Source organism: Prauserella cavernicola, assembly GCF_016595675.1.
Lineage (GTDB): Bacteria > Actinomycetota > Actinomycetes > Mycobacteriales > Pseudonocardiaceae > Prauserella_A > Prauserella_A cavernicola.
In genome coordinates, this window is record NZ_JAENJH010000006.1 from 316,931 (window position 1) to 329,405 (window position 12,475).

Genomic DNA, 12,475 nt, shown 5'->3' on the forward strand with positions numbered 1-12,475 from the left:
GGGACACACCATGCGCGTTTTCGTCACCGGAGCGAGTGGCTTCGTGGGCAGCGCCGTCGTTCGCGAGCTGCTCGACGCGGGGCACGACGTGCTCGGCCTCGCCCGCTCGGACGCCTCCGCAGCCGCGGTCTCGGCTGCGGGAGCCGACGTGCACCGCGGCAGCCTCGAGGACCCGGACGGCCTGCGGGCCGCCGCGGCCACAGTGGACGGTGTGGTGCACACCGCGTTCCACCACGACTTCACGGACTTCCCGAACGCCGCCTCACTGGACCTGCGGGCCATCGAGGCGATGGGGGAGGCGCTCACCGGAACCGGCAAGCCGTTCGTGATGTCGTCCGGCACCGGGCTGCTGACCCCCGGACGTGTCGGAACGGAGGACGACGCCCTCGATCCCGCCGCGCCGACAGGGGCGAGGAACCCGTCCGAGGGCGCCGCGCTGGCGCTCGCCGACCACGGGGTGCGGCCCGCGGCGGTGCGGTTGCCGCCGACGGTGCACGGCGAGGGCGACCACGGGTTCGTCCCCGCGCTGATCGCCGTCGCGCGCGAGCGAGGTGTCTCGGCCTACGTGGGAGAAGGTGCCAACCGGTGGGCCGCCGTGCACCGGCGCGACGCCGCCCGGCTCTACCGGCTGGCGCTGGAGTCCGCGCCCGCGGGCGCGCGGCTGCACGCCGTGGGCGAGCAGGAGGTGCGGACCAGGGAGATCGCCGAGGCCATCGGGCGCGCACTCGGACTCCCGGTGACGTCCATCGCCGCGGGGGAGGCCTTCGGGCACTTCGGCATGAGCGGCGCGTACTTCGCCGCGGACCACCCGGCCTCGAGCGCGAAGACCCGGGCGCTGCTGTCCTGGCACCCGCTCGAACCGGGGTTGATCGCCGACCTCGACGAGGGCCACTACTTCACCGAGTCTCACCGGCCCGCCGTCGGCTTGTGACAAGGCCGGGTGCCGGCGATCGACCTCGATCGCCGGCACCCGGCCGCGGTGGCCCTAGCTGCCCTTCGGCCCGGCGGGCTTCGTGGTGGCCGGTGGCGGCTCGCAGACGGTGCCGTCGGCGGGCAGGTCGCCGTTGATCAGCGTGGCGTCCACGGCGGTGTCGATGCACTCGACACCGCGCCGGTAGGAGGTGTGGCCGACGCCCTCGCGGGTGAGCAGCACACTGTTCTCCATGGTCTCGACCATTTTCTCGGCCCAGTGGTACGGGGACACGTTGTCCACGCGGCCACCGACCACCAGCACCGGCGGAGCACCGGCACCGGTCAGCGGCTCGGTGAAGCGGTCCTCGTTCGGCGCGGGCCACAGGGCGCAGTTGAGCGCGCTGTAGCCGGCCCGGCCGCCCAGCCGCGTGTCACGTTCGGCGACCGTGGTGGCCATGTCGGTGTGCGCGTCGATCTCGGTCGGCGTCTGCCAGTCGGCGCAGCGCACCCCGGTGTGGGGCTCCTGCAGGACGGCGAAGGGGCCGCCGAAAGGCGCGACCGTGACGTTCGTGACCAGGAAGTGGAGCAGCGTGCCGTCGCCCCGCTGCGCGGCCAGCAGACCCGAGGTGAGCGTCGGCCACAGCGACTCGACCCCCGCACCGGCCCGCACGGCTTCGAGCGCGACGGCACCGTCGAGCCTGCCGCCCGGGGTAAGGCCCTCGGTCGGCGGGACCTCCAGCGGCGCTGCCTCCAGCTGGGCGATCAGCTCGTCGAGGGCGGCTTCTGGCTCTCCGTCGCCGAACGGGCAGACCTTCGTGCCCTCGCTGCGGCAGGTCTCCAGCCACGTGTCCAGTGTCTGCTCGTTGGACCGCGAGACGTCGTCGAGCAGCGCCAGCGGGTCGTTGTGCCACAGGTCGGTGTCGACGGGTGCGTCGATCACCATCTGGCGGACACGGTCCGGGAACAGCGTGGCGTACATGGGGCCGACCACCGTGCCGTAGGACATGCCGTAGTAGGTGATCTTCTCCTCGCCGAGCGCGGCGCGGATCTGGTCGATGTCGCGGGCGACGTTGTCGGTGGACAGGCTCGCCAGGAACTCCTTGCTCTGGTGCTTCAGGCAGCCCTCGGTGTAGGTGGTGGCGTCGGCCTCGAGTTCCGGGAGCGGCTTGCCGCCCGGGATGGTCGGATCGAGGTCGTCGGCAGCGGCTTCGGTGCGCTGCTCGTCGGTGAGACAGCGGACGGCGCCGGACTCTCCGACACCGCGCGGATCCATGCCGATGATGTCGAAGCGCGCCTGCACGTCGGCCGAGAACGGGCTGGTGGCGCTGTCGGGGTCGATGATGCCGACCATCTCGGTGGCGGGCACTCCTGGCCCGCCCGGGTTGAAGAAGAGACTGCCGATGCGCTGGTCCGGATCGGTGGCGCGGTGGCGCTTCACCGAGAGCGAGATCTGCTCGCCGCCGGGTTCGCTGTACTCCAGCGGAACCTCAACGGTGGCGCAGTCCACGTTGGGTCCGCACTCGTTCCAGTCGATCGGGTCCGGCGTCGGTGCCGCCGCGGGCGCACCGGTCTCCGGCGCCGCGTCGGGCTCGCCCGCGCACCCGGTCAACGCCACCGCGGCGACGGCGAGCACCGCGGCGAACCGGCGCGCGGACCGTCCCGGTCTCGTTCTCGGGCGGGTGCTCAGACGGGGCGGGCCGGTGTCGGGCGGTGCGGGCACATCGTGCCGTCGAGTTGGTCCGGACATGACACCGAGGCTAGGAGGGCCACCCGGTGGGCCGGATCGTCCGACGGGTCCGACTCGAGGGACCAAAGTCGGAGCGGGTCGTCGGTGCGCTGCTCAGTCCGGTCCGTCCGGCAGGTCGAGTTCGGCGTCGTGCACGAGCAGCGCCACCTGCACGCGGTTGTTGAGCCGCAGCTTGGTGAGTATCGCCGACACGTGGGTCTTCACCGTGGTCAGGCCGAGGTGGTGGCGTGCGGCGATCTCGGCGTTGGAGCGCCCGGTACCGATCTCGATCGCGACCTCGCGCTCCCGGTCGCCGAGCAGGTCGAGACGCCTGCGGGCAGCGCCACGGCGACTGTCCTGCTCGGACTCCGCGACCCTGGCGATGAGCCGCCGGGTCACCTCGGGGGAGAGCACGGGACGCCCCTGGGCCGCGTGCCGGATCGCGACGACGAGCTCGTCCGGCGGGGTGTCCTTGAGCAGGAACCCCGCGGCACCGGCCCGCAGCGCACGCAGGACGTGGGCGTCGGCGTCGAAGGTGGTGAGCACGATGACCTGCGGCGCGGGAGAGCCGGACCGCAACGTCTCCGTCGCGGTGAGCCCGTCCGTCCCCGGCATCCGGATGTCCATCAGCACGACGGCCGGGTTGTGCCGCCGGGCCAGCTCGACCGCTTCCGCGCCGTCACCGGCCTCGGCGACCACCCGGAGGTCGGGCGCGCCGCGCAGCATCATGGTCAGCCCGAACCGCACCACCGGGTCGTCGTCGACGAGCAGCACGTCGATGATCTCCGCAGCATCGCTCACGTCGGCCACGGTAGCCACATCCACACCCGCCAGCCGCCCGAGGTGGTCGGGCCGAACTCGAGTCGTCCGGCCACGAGCCGCGCCCGCTCGGCCAGCCCGCGCAACCCCTCTCCGGAACCCTCGGACCGCGGCGGTGGCCCCGAGGTCGGCGCGCTGACGATCTCGGTGGCCAGGTGGTCGCCGGGCCGACCGGTGATCCGGACGACGACCGACGCTCCCGGGGCGTGTTTGCGCGCGTTGGTCAGGCCTTCCTGCACCAGGCGGTAGAGCGTGCGGCCCTGCGTCGCCGGCAGCAGCCCGCCGTCGGCGGTCACTCCCGGTTCGTCCCGCAGCTCGACCGAGGTGCCTGCCCGGCGTGCCTCGTCGATGAGCTCCACCACGTCCTCGACGACCGGCAACGGCAGCTCGCCCACCGGAGCCCGGAGCACGCCGATCACCTCGCGGAGGTCCTGCAGCGCGCGGTGCGCGTTCTCCCGCACGACCTCGGCCGCTTTTCCGATGTCCTCGGTGGACGCGTCGCGGTAGTAGGTGAGGGCGCCCGCGTGGACGCTGACCAGGGACAGCCGATGACCGAGGACGTCGTGCATCTCCCTGGCGAGTGCTTCCCGTGCCTCGTGCTGGGAGTGCTCCGCCCGCAGCCGTGCCTCGACCTCGGCCGCCGCGGCGCGCTCGCGCAGGGACGCGACCAGCTCGCGGCGGCTGCGTACGGACAGCGCCCACGCCACGACCGCGGTGTGTCCCAGGACGATGGCGACGAACATCGTGAACGGTGGCATCGCCGGTTCGGGCCGCAGCAGCTGGTACACGTTGAGCGCCGTCACGCTGGCCGCGCACAGCACCGCCGTGACCTTGGTCGAGCAGTGCACCGCGACCGTGAACAGCGCGACGATCGAAGGCCCGGACACCGTCTCGGCCACCGAACTCGCCGCGATCAGGACGGTGGCCAGCACCACCGGGAACCGGCGCCGCCACCACAACGCGACGCAGCCGAGCAGCCCCAGGATCCGGTCCCCGTACAGCACCCACATCGGTACCGGCTCCGGCACGTCCATCCGGCGGACGAAGGCGATCAGCCAGATCCCGGCGGCCACGGCGATCAGGGCGCTGTCGACCACGCGGTCCCCGATCGACTCCCGCAGCGTTCGCCCTCGGCCGACCGTCGAGTCACTCATCGCCGGTGAGCATAGGAGATCTCGCGGGAATCGGTGATCGGCTGTTCCGGATCGGGTCAACCGGACGAGCCGGAGTTCAGGACGCCGGTGGTGAAGTCGGCCAGTTGCGCGCGGATCCGTTCGCGCGGCAGCCCTTCCTGCCCGGCCAGGTACTCGACGAGATCGGCCCTGACGGCGGCGAGCAGCACGTGGGCGGTGAAGTCGCCGCCGGTCGAGCCGGGGATCTGCTCCAGCATGGTCCGGAGCAGACGGTGCCACCGCTGATAGTGCTCCGCCTGATAGGGACTGGTGCTCCCGCTGTCCTCCAACGCGAGCGTGAGGCGCCGGTTGTCGAGTTTGAAGCACAGGGTCGCGTCGAGTACCGCGAGTACGCGCTGCTGCGGTGGCGTGGCCGGCCCCAGCGGTGGCGGACCCGCTTCGACGGCCTGCTCGATCGGTTCGAGCCGCGACGCGTAGAGAGTGCGGAGCAGTCCCGCGCGGTCGCCGAAGGCCCGGAAGAGCGTTCCCTTGCCGACGCCTGCCGCCGCCGCGATGTCGGCCATGGTGACGTCGTTCGGATCCTCGCACCCGGCGAAGAGGGCGTCGGCGGCCGCGAAGATGGTCTCCCGGTTGCGGGCGGCGTCCTTGCGGGGCTTGCGCTCAGGCATGCGACTTCCCTTGCAAAGCGGACCTACGGTCCGTATTGTTAAGTGGACCCAAGGTCCGGATCATCTGAGTGAGGATAATCGATGCCCGCAACCACGTCTTCGGCGGAACTCTTCCGTCACGGCCTGCGACTACTGCTCGACAAGAACATCCCGGCGTGGGTGGACCTGTGGGCCGACGACGGTGTCATGGAATTCCCGTTCGCGCCGGAGGGCTGGCCCCGGCGGTTGGAGGGCAAGAACGCCGTCGCCGACTACATGCGCTCCTACCCCGACCACATCGACCTGCACGATTTCCCTGAGCTGCGGATCCACCAGACCGCCGAGCCGGAGACCATCGTGGTCGAGATGCGCGGCGTCGGCCTCGTGGTGCGAGACGGCAGTCCCTTCGACATGACCTACATCGCCGTCGTCACCGTCGAGGACGGGCGGATCACCGCCTACCGCGACTACTGGAACCCCCTGGCCGTCCTCGAATCCGACGTCGCGTTCGCCGGGAGCGGCCAGTGAGCACGTCCGGAACCACTCTGGTCATCGGCGCCACCGGTACCACCGGCAGCCGGGTCGTCGCGGGATTGACGGCCGCGGGGCGCCGCGTGAAGGCGGCCAGCCGTCGCGCCACTCCGGCTCCGGGTGTCGACGCGGTCTTCTTCAACTGGTACGACCCGGCCACCCATGCCGCCGCTCTCGACGGCGTCGATCGCGCCTACCTCATCCCGCCGCTGGGAGATCCCGATCCCGCGGCGGTCATGGTGCCGTTTCTCGAGCGGGCCCGAGGCGCCGGTGTGGAGCGGGTGGTGCTCCTCAGTGCCTCCGCGATCCCCGAGGGTGGCCCGGCGGTGGGCATGGTGCACCGGGCTCTGCCCGGCCTGTTCGACCAGTGGGCGGTGTTGCGGCCCTCGTGGTTCATGCAGAACTTCACGACGGCGCATCTGCACGCCCTCAGTATTCGTGACGAGGGCGCCATCCTGACCGCCGCGGGCGACGGCCGCGTCGCTTTCATCGACGCCGGGGACATCGCCGCGGTCGGCGTGCACGCGCTGACGGCCGAGCACGCTCCCAACACCGATCTCCTGCTGACGGGACCGCAGGCGCTCAGCTACGACGACATCGCCGCGATCGTCACCGAGGTCACCGGTCGGCCGGTGGTCCACCGCCGACTGTCCTACGAGCAGTTGTGCGAGCGCCTGGCCACGGACATGCCGGAGGAGTTCGCCGCGTTGCTCGCGGGCCTGGACCGCGCCGTCGCCGAGGGCGCGGAGGACCGCGTCACCGACACCGTCCAACGCCTCATCGGCCGGCCCGCCCGTACCTTCCGCGCTCTCCTGGAGCGGGAGGGCTTGACGGCGTAGGCGGCCACCCGCCTGTCCAGCTGAATGTAACGGTCGTAACATGGTCACGTGACGAATGAACCCGCGTGGTTGGTGGTCAGCGTGTCGACCGCGGGCGGTCCCGACTCGCTGCGGGTGCAGGTGTGGCGCAAGCTGCGCTCCCTCGGTGCGCTGTACCTGCAGCAGTCGGTCTGCCTGCTCCCCGAGCGGACCGAGGTGGCCACTGAGGTTCGGCGGCTGGTCGACCGGGTGCGGAGCCAAGGTGGCAGCGCCCGGGTCCTGTCGATGGCGTTCACCGACGCCGCCGAGCAACAGGCGGTGATCGCCGAGTTCAACGCCGCCCGCGATGCCGAGTACGCCGAGGTGCTCGAACGGCTGCCGGAGTTGCGCCGCGAACTGGCCGAGGAACAGGCGCGGGGCAACGCGACCTACTCGGAGGTCGAGGAGTCCGAGGCCGACCTGGAGCGGTTCCGCTCCTGGCTGGGCAAGATCGCCTCCCGCGACCATTTCCACGCGCCGGGAGGCGCGGTCGCCAGGGACGCGATCGATCAGGCCGCCGCCGCCCTGGCCGCGTTCGAGGACGCCGCGGTGCGCGCGGAGGCTCCCGGGCACGACCGGTCACAGGACGGGCAGCGGCAGTGACGGGTTCGTGGTGGTGGGACCTGCTGATCACCGGGGTCATCGCGGTGCTGCTGGCCTGGCTCGCGCTCGTGGTCGTCCTGCTGATCGTCCGGCCGAAGGGCGGACTGCTGCGGGAGGCGCTGCGTGTGCTGCCCGACGTCGTGCGACTGGTCCGCAGACTGGCCGTCGACCGGAGCCTGCCGCGCGGCGTGCGCATCCGGCTGGGTCTGTTGCTGGGGTATCTGGCGTTGCCGATCGATCTGATCCCCGACTTCGTTCCCGTGCTCGGCTATGCCGACGACGCGATCGTCGTCACGGCCGTGCTGCGCAGCGTTGTGCGGCGTGCCGGGCTCGACGCCGTCCGTGCGCACTGGCCCGGCACCGACGACGGTTTCGCCGCGGTCGTGCGGCTCACCGGGCTGAGCCGCGCCCGCTCCTGATGTCGTCCGTGCCTCAGCGGAATTCGCCGTGGCACCACGGACGGGACCCTGTTCTTCAGTACGCTTCCTCGAGTTCGATCGTGCCTTCGATGACAGGAGTCGGCGATGCCCGTGGAATCACTGGACTGGTTGCGCGCCGATCCGGAACGGTGGGCACACGTCGACTACGTGCGGGGCGTGGACGATGACGGTGTGCCCGGTGACGTCAACCGATCAACACGCGAGCTCGTACTGGGGATGCTCGCGCGAGATCACCTGCCTGACGACGCGGAGCTGGTGCGATATCTCCTGCGCCAGGAGATCGCCGCGCACGAGGCTTCGTGGGGATACGGTGACAGTCTTGGCGCTGCGGCGCTCTTGTTGGTCGATTGTGGTGCCGTTGAGGACGTATGGCTGGTGTGGCAGGCGAAGAATGCCAATGTCGACACGTTCATCGGGATCGACAGGGAGCTCCTGTTCGGCGCTGGTGTGGCTGAGACACTGGAATTCGTCCGCGCGTCGGATCATCGTGACCGCGATGAACTCCTGGAGTACGTGAACGATGGCGTGCCCACTGAGGAGGACATCAGGGCGCTCCTCGGGTGGCTCCGCGAGTATCACCGGTTCTGAGCCTGATCGTCCACTGTGGATCAGCGGCCGTGCCACGCGGAGTTGCGCAGCAGCCGCAGCCCGTTGAGTCCGACGATGATCGTCGAGCCCTCGTGCCCGGCGACGCCGAGCGGCAGTGGGAGTGTGCCGATGAGGTCCCACAGCACGAGCACGGTGATGAACGTGGCCGCGATCGCGAGGTTGGCGGCGACCACCCGCCGGGCCCTGCGCGCCAGGGAGAGCAGCTGCGGGATGGTCGTGAGGTCGTCGCGCACGATGATCGCGTCGGCCGTTCGCAGGGTCAGGTCGGCTCCCGCGCCGCCCATCGCGATGCCCGTGTGTGCGGCGGCCAGCGCCGGAGCGTCGTTGATGCCGTCGCCCACCACGGTCAGCCGCGCACCGGTGGCTTCGAGCTCCCTGACGGCGGCGACCTTGTCGTCGGGCAGGAGTCCGGCGCGGACGTCGGACACGCCGACCTCGCCGGCGAGCCGGCGTGCCGCCGTGTCGTGGTCCCCGGTCAGCAGGACGGGCGCGGTGCCGGTCAGCTCGGTCACCGCCGCGACGGTCGAGGCCGCTTCCGGGCGCACCTGGTCGCTGATCGCCAGCACCGCGATCGGCCTGCGTTCGCACAGCACCACGACGGCGGTCTGTCCCCCCGCATGCAGCGTGGCCACGGTGTCGGCGGCATCGCCAGGCTCGCTCAGCAGCGCGGCGGGGGAGCCGACCTGGATGAAGCGGTCCTCGACGAGCGCGGACACCCCGCGTCCCGGCTGGGCGCTGAACTCCTCGGCCGAGGGCACGGTAAGCCCGCGCCCGCGCGCGGCGGAGACCACGGCCGAGCCGAGCGGATGCTCGCTCGGGTACTCCGCTCCGGCCGCCAGCCGAAGTACCCGGTCCTCGGTGAACGTGTCCGTGGCGAGCAGCTGTACTCCCGTCAGTTCCGGGGTCCCGCGCGTGAGGGTGCCGGTCTTGTCGAACGCGACGCGCGTGGTGCCGGCGAGACGTTCGAGGACGACGGCGGACTTCACCAGCACGCCGTGCCGTCCGGCGTTGGCGATCGCGGCCAGCAGCGGCGGCATCGTCGCCAGCACCACCGCGCACGGTGAGGCCACGATCATGAAGGTCATCGCCCGCAACAGCGCGTCCTCGAAGGAATCGCCCCACAGCAACGGAAGCACGAAGATCGCGAGCGTCGCCGCGACCATGCCGAGTGAGTACCGTTGCTCGATCTTCTCGATGAACAGCTGGGTCCGGGCCTTGGTGCGGCTCGCCTCCTCGACCCTGGCGGCGATCCGGGCCACCACCGAGTCCGCCGCGCGGCGCTGCACCCGCACCCGCAACGCGCCGGTCCCGTTGAGGGTTCCGGCGAAAGCCTCGTCGCCGACGGTCTTGTCCACCGGCAACGGTTCGCCGGTGATCGTGGCCTGATCGACCTCGCTCGCACCGGCCACCACGGTGCCGTCCGCGGGAATCCGCTCGCCGGGCCGGACGAGCACCACCTCGCCGACGGCCAGGTCCGCCGCGGGCACCGCGGTCTCCCCGCCGTCCTCGTCGATGCGCGTGGCCGTGTCCGGTGCCAGCTCGAGGAGGCCACGAACGGAGTCCTCGGTGCGGGCGGTCGCCAGTGCCTCCAGTGCACCCGAGGTGGCGAAGATGACGATCAGTAGCGCTCCGTCCAGCACCTGCCCGATCGCCGCCGCGCCGACCGCCGCGACCACCATCAGCAGATCCACGTCCAGGGTCCTCTCCCGCAGCGCCTGGAGTCCGGACCAGCCCGGCTCCCACCCGCCCGCGGCGTAGCAGGCCAGGAACAGGCCCCAGTAGAGCCACACCGGGCCGCTCAGCAGGTACACGGCGAGTCCGACGAGGAACAGCGCCAGCGCCGCGGCGGCCCATCGGGTCTCCGGGAGCGCGAACATCCCTCTCCGCCGCGCCGGGGCGGTCGCCACCGTCGGCGAGTCGATACCGGCCGTCGCCGTGTCCGTCGTCATCAGCACCTCCGGGCCACTGTCGCGGCCAAGATAGCAGAAAGAATGAAGACGTCTTCATATGTTTGACGTGAGCTAGGCTACGCGCATGGGACATGGGGTTCGGGGCGAGGACCGCCCGGTCGACCGGCTGGACGCGGCCTCGGCCGCGCACGTGGCGACCACCCTGCAGGCCCTGGCCACCCCCAGCAGGCTGCTCATCCTGGCCGAGCTGCGGCATGGTCCGCTGCCGGTCACCGCGTTGGCCGAGGCCATCGGGATGGAACAGTCCGCGGTGTCCCACCAGCTACGGCTGCTGCGCAACCTCGGCCTGGTCACCGGAACCCGCACCGGCCGCAACATCGTCTACAGCCTCTACGACAACCACGTCGCCCAGTTGCTCGACGAGGCCGTCTACCACAGTGAGCATCTCCGGCTCGGCCTCGCCGACCGGCCCACCACGGCCTGACGACGGCGCCGGCCGCGGCCGGGGTCAGTCGTGGTCGGGCAGGCCCAGGACGTGGTGCTCCGCGGCGTTGAGCGCCTCGGCGAGCAGGCGGCGGACGTGGCCACCCCTGGCGCTGTAGAGCGAGCGCCGCCCGTCGCGGCGAACGGAGACCAATCCGGCGAGCTTCAGTTTGGCCAGGTGCTGGGAGACGACCGGCCTTGCCACCAGGACCGCCTCGGCGAGACTCGCCACGTCGTGCTCGCTGCCGCTGAGCAACCAGAGGATCCGCATCCGGGTCGGTTCGGCGAGCATGCGCAGCGCCGTCGTGGCGACGTCGATCTGATCCGGCGGCGGCAACGTGTGCCATTGGCCACCAGATACATCATGTGCATACATGTGCACCTATCATGGGCTGAAGGATTGTTCTCGTGCGAGAGCCTAGCCGGTGACAGGAGCGTGTCCGTGTCGTCGTTGTTCGCCCACCGCGACTACCGTCAGCTGTTCACCGCCCAGGTGGTGGCCCTGTTCGGCACCGGATTGACGACCGTCGCGCTCGGGCTGCTCGCCTACGAACTCGCCGGTGCGGACGCGGGTGCGGTGCTCGGGACCGCGCTGGCGATCAAGATGATCACCTACGTGGTGGTGGCCCCGGTGGTGGCGGCGTTCGCCGACCGTGTGCCGCGGCGGCTGTTCCTGGTCCTGCTCGACCTGGCCAGGGCGGGCGTGGTGCTGGCGCTGCCGTTCGTCACGCAGGTGTGGCAGATCTACGTGCTCATCGTCGTGCTGCAGGCGGCCTCCGCCGCCTTCACTCCGACGTTCCAGGCGGTGTTGCCCGACATCCTCGTCGACGAACGGGACTACACGAAGGCGCTGTCGGCCTCGCAGCTGGCCACCACGATGGAGAACCTGCTGAGCCCGGTGATCGCCGCGGCGCTGCTGAGCGTGATCAGTTTCCACTGGTTGTTCGCGGGCACGTCGGCCGGTTTTCTCGCCTCGGCCGTGCTGGTGCTGTCCACGCGGGTTCCCGACGCGCACCGCAGCGAGCGCGGCGGTGTGTGGGATCGCACCGTGGCCGGCGGGCGGATCTTCGCCGCGACGCCGCGGTTGCGGGGCGTCGTCGGGTTCAACCTGGTGGTCGCCGCCGCCGGGGCCGTGGTGATCGTCAACACCGTGAACTTCGTGCGCGACACGCTGGGCCGTGGGCAGGCCGACGTCGCCTGGCTGCTCGCCGCCAACGGCGCAGGCACGATGGTGACGGCGCTGGTGCTGCCGACGGTCCTCGGCCGGGTCTCCGAGCGGTCGGTGATGAGCTGCGGTGCCGGGCTGGCGCTCACCGGGCTCACCGGTGCCATTCTTCTCTCCACTGTGGATAGTGGGGAGTGGCGATGGTCCGCGGCGCTCGTGATCTGGTCGGTGACCGGAGCCGGGACGGGCCTGGTGCTGACGCCCATCGGCCGCGTCCTGCGACGCTCGTCCCGCCACACCGACCGCGCGGCGGTGTTCGCCGCCCAGTTCTCCCTGTCGCACGCGTGCTGGTTGCTCACCTACCCGATCGCGGGGTGGGTGGCGACCGAGCTCGGGTTCACGCAGGCCTGGCTGGTGCTCGCCGTGCTGGCCGTCGCAGGCGCGGTGACGGCGTGGAACTCCTGGCCCCGGCGCGAGCACACGGTGCTGGAACACGTGCACAGCGCACCTCCGAGCGACGCCGAACACCTGGTGGGGGCCGCCGTCGGCGCAGAAGGGACCCACCGGCACTCGCACGAGTTCGTGATCGACCACGACCACCGGCGCTGGCCCTCGTAGCGAGCAGCCGCCCGCCGGGACT

At 71.2% G+C, this 12,475-nt stretch carries 14 protein-coding genes; 8 read left to right on the forward strand and 6 right to left on the reverse strand.

The window, feature by feature from the left end; genetic code table 11:
• Window positions 1–10: 10 nt before the first annotated feature.
• Window positions 11–931 carry an SDR family oxidoreductase gene (locus tag JHE00_RS23865; protein WP_200321905.1) on the forward strand — a complete coding sequence of 307 codons (921 nt, stop codon included), beginning with the start codon at window positions 11–13 and terminating at the stop codon, window positions 929–931.
• Between the two features lie 54 nt (window positions 932–985).
• Here the strand turns inward: JHE00_RS23865 and JHE00_RS23870 are convergent, their stop codons facing one another.
• The 4 genes from JHE00_RS23870 to JHE00_RS23885 form a co-directional block, all read right to left on the reverse strand.
• Window positions 986–2,659, reverse strand: coding sequence for an alpha/beta hydrolase (locus JHE00_RS23870; RefSeq protein ID WP_230424825.1), 1,674 nt, complete (start codon window positions 2,657–2,659; stop codon window positions 986–988).
• Window positions 2,660–2,752: 93 nt separating this feature from the next.
• Window positions 2,753–3,421 (reverse strand): response regulator, encoded by a 669-nt coding sequence (locus JHE00_RS23875; RefSeq protein WP_200322113.1) that lies wholly within the window; start codon window positions 3,419–3,421, stop codon window positions 2,753–2,755.
• 14 nt (window positions 3,422–3,435) lie between these two features.
• On the reverse strand, window positions 3,436–4,611 hold the full coding sequence (locus JHE00_RS23880; RefSeq protein ID WP_200321907.1) for a sensor histidine kinase: 1,176 nt from the start codon (window positions 4,609–4,611) through the stop codon (window positions 3,436–3,438).
• Between the two features lie 56 nt (window positions 4,612–4,667).
• A complete protein-coding gene (locus JHE00_RS23885) occupies window positions 4,668–5,258 on the reverse strand; it encodes a TetR/AcrR family transcriptional regulator (RefSeq protein WP_200321909.1) in 591 nt (196 codons plus the stop codon).
• Window positions 5,259–5,339: 81 nt separating this feature from the next.
• Here JHE00_RS23885 and JHE00_RS23890 point away from each other — a divergent pair, with 81 nt between their 5' ends.
• The 5 genes from JHE00_RS23890 (at window position 5,340) to JHE00_RS23910 (ending at window position 8,256) form a co-directional block, all read left to right on the forward strand.
• Window positions 5,340–5,765, forward strand: coding sequence for a nuclear transport factor 2 family protein (locus JHE00_RS23890; RefSeq protein WP_200321911.1), 426 nt, complete (start codon window positions 5,340–5,342; stop codon window positions 5,763–5,765).
• Window positions 5,762–6,607, forward strand: a complete 846-nt coding sequence (locus tag JHE00_RS23895; RefSeq protein ID WP_200321913.1) for an NAD(P)H-binding protein — start codon at window positions 5,762–5,764, stop codon at window positions 6,605–6,607. The genes JHE00_RS23890 and JHE00_RS23895 overlap by 4 nt, the downstream gene beginning before the upstream one ends.
• Before the next feature lie 48 nt (window positions 6,608–6,655).
• Entirely contained in the window at window positions 6,656–7,228 is a 573-nt protein-coding gene (locus JHE00_RS23900; protein WP_200321915.1) for a Chromate resistance protein ChrB, read from the forward strand.
• On the forward strand, window positions 7,225–7,647 hold the full coding sequence (locus tag JHE00_RS23905) for a YkvA family protein (protein ID WP_200321917.1): 423 nt from the start codon (window positions 7,225–7,227) through the stop codon (window positions 7,645–7,647). Before JHE00_RS23900 ends, JHE00_RS23905 begins: the two co-directional genes overlap by 4 nt.
• A 105-nt stretch (window positions 7,648–7,752) precedes the next feature.
• Window positions 7,753–8,256, forward strand: coding sequence for a hypothetical protein (locus tag JHE00_RS23910; RefSeq protein WP_200321919.1), 504 nt, complete (start codon window positions 7,753–7,755; stop codon window positions 8,254–8,256).
• A gap of 20 nt (window positions 8,257–8,276) precedes the next feature.
• On the opposite strand, the gene JHE00_RS23915 is transcribed toward JHE00_RS23910, so the two are convergent.
• A complete protein-coding gene (locus tag JHE00_RS23915) occupies window positions 8,277–10,226 on the reverse strand; it encodes a heavy metal translocating P-type ATPase (protein ID WP_200321921.1) in 1,950 nt (649 codons plus the stop codon).
• A gap of 85 nt (window positions 10,227–10,311) precedes the next feature.
• Between JHE00_RS23915 and JHE00_RS23920 the strand changes: the two genes are divergently transcribed.
• On the forward strand, window positions 10,312–10,671 hold the full coding sequence (locus JHE00_RS23920; RefSeq protein ID WP_200321923.1) for an ArsR/SmtB family transcription factor: 360 nt from the start codon (window positions 10,312–10,314) through the stop codon (window positions 10,669–10,671).
• 24 nt (window positions 10,672–10,695) lie between these two features.
• On the opposite strand, the gene JHE00_RS23925 is transcribed toward JHE00_RS23920, so the two are convergent.
• Window positions 10,696–11,046, reverse strand: a complete 351-nt coding sequence (locus tag JHE00_RS23925; protein WP_200321925.1) for an ArsR/SmtB family transcription factor — start codon at window positions 11,044–11,046, stop codon at window positions 10,696–10,698.
• Window positions 11,047–11,112: 66 nt separating this feature from the next.
• Between JHE00_RS23925 and JHE00_RS23930 the strand changes: the two genes are divergently transcribed.
• Window positions 11,113–12,453: an MFS transporter gene (locus JHE00_RS23930; RefSeq protein ID WP_200321926.1), complete on the forward strand. Its 1,341-nt coding sequence runs from the start codon at window positions 11,113–11,115 to the stop codon at window positions 12,451–12,453.
• The last annotated feature ends 22 nt before the right edge of the window (window positions 12,454–12,475 follow it).

What these genes read in the sequence shown, in the direction of transcription:
- JHE00_RS23865 (WP_200321905.1), top strand. Translation starts at nt 11, where the DNA reads ATGCGCGTTTTCGTCACCGGAGCGAGTGGCTTCGTGGGCAGCGCCGTC.
- JHE00_RS23870 (WP_230424825.1), bottom strand. Translation starts at nt 2,659, where the DNA reads ATGTCCGGACCAACTCGACGGCACGATGTGCCCGCACCGCCCGACACC.
- JHE00_RS23880 (WP_200321907.1), bottom strand. Translation starts at nt 4,611, where the DNA reads ATGAGTGACTCGACGGTCGGCCGAGGGCGAACGCTGCGGGAGTCGATC.
- JHE00_RS23885 (WP_200321909.1), bottom strand. Translation starts at nt 5,258, where the DNA reads ATGCCTGAGCGCAAGCCCCGCAAGGACGCCGCCCGCAACCGGGAGACC.
- JHE00_RS23890 (WP_200321911.1), top strand. Translation starts at nt 5,340, where the DNA reads ATGCCCGCAACCACGTCTTCGGCGGAACTCTTCCGTCACGGCCTGCGA.
- JHE00_RS23910 (WP_200321919.1), top strand. Translation starts at nt 7,753, where the DNA reads ATGCCCGTGGAATCACTGGACTGGTTGCGCGCCGATCCGGAACGGTGG.
- JHE00_RS23915 (WP_200321921.1), bottom strand. Translation starts at nt 10,226, where the DNA reads ATGACGACGGACACGGCGACGGCCGGTATCGACTCGCCGACGGTGGCG.
- JHE00_RS23920 (WP_200321923.1), top strand. Translation starts at nt 10,312, where the DNA reads ATGGGACATGGGGTTCGGGGCGAGGACCGCCCGGTCGACCGGCTGGAC.
- JHE00_RS23925 (WP_200321925.1), bottom strand. Translation starts at nt 11,046, where the DNA reads ATGTATGCACATGATGTATCTGGTGGCCAATGGCACACGTTGCCGCCG.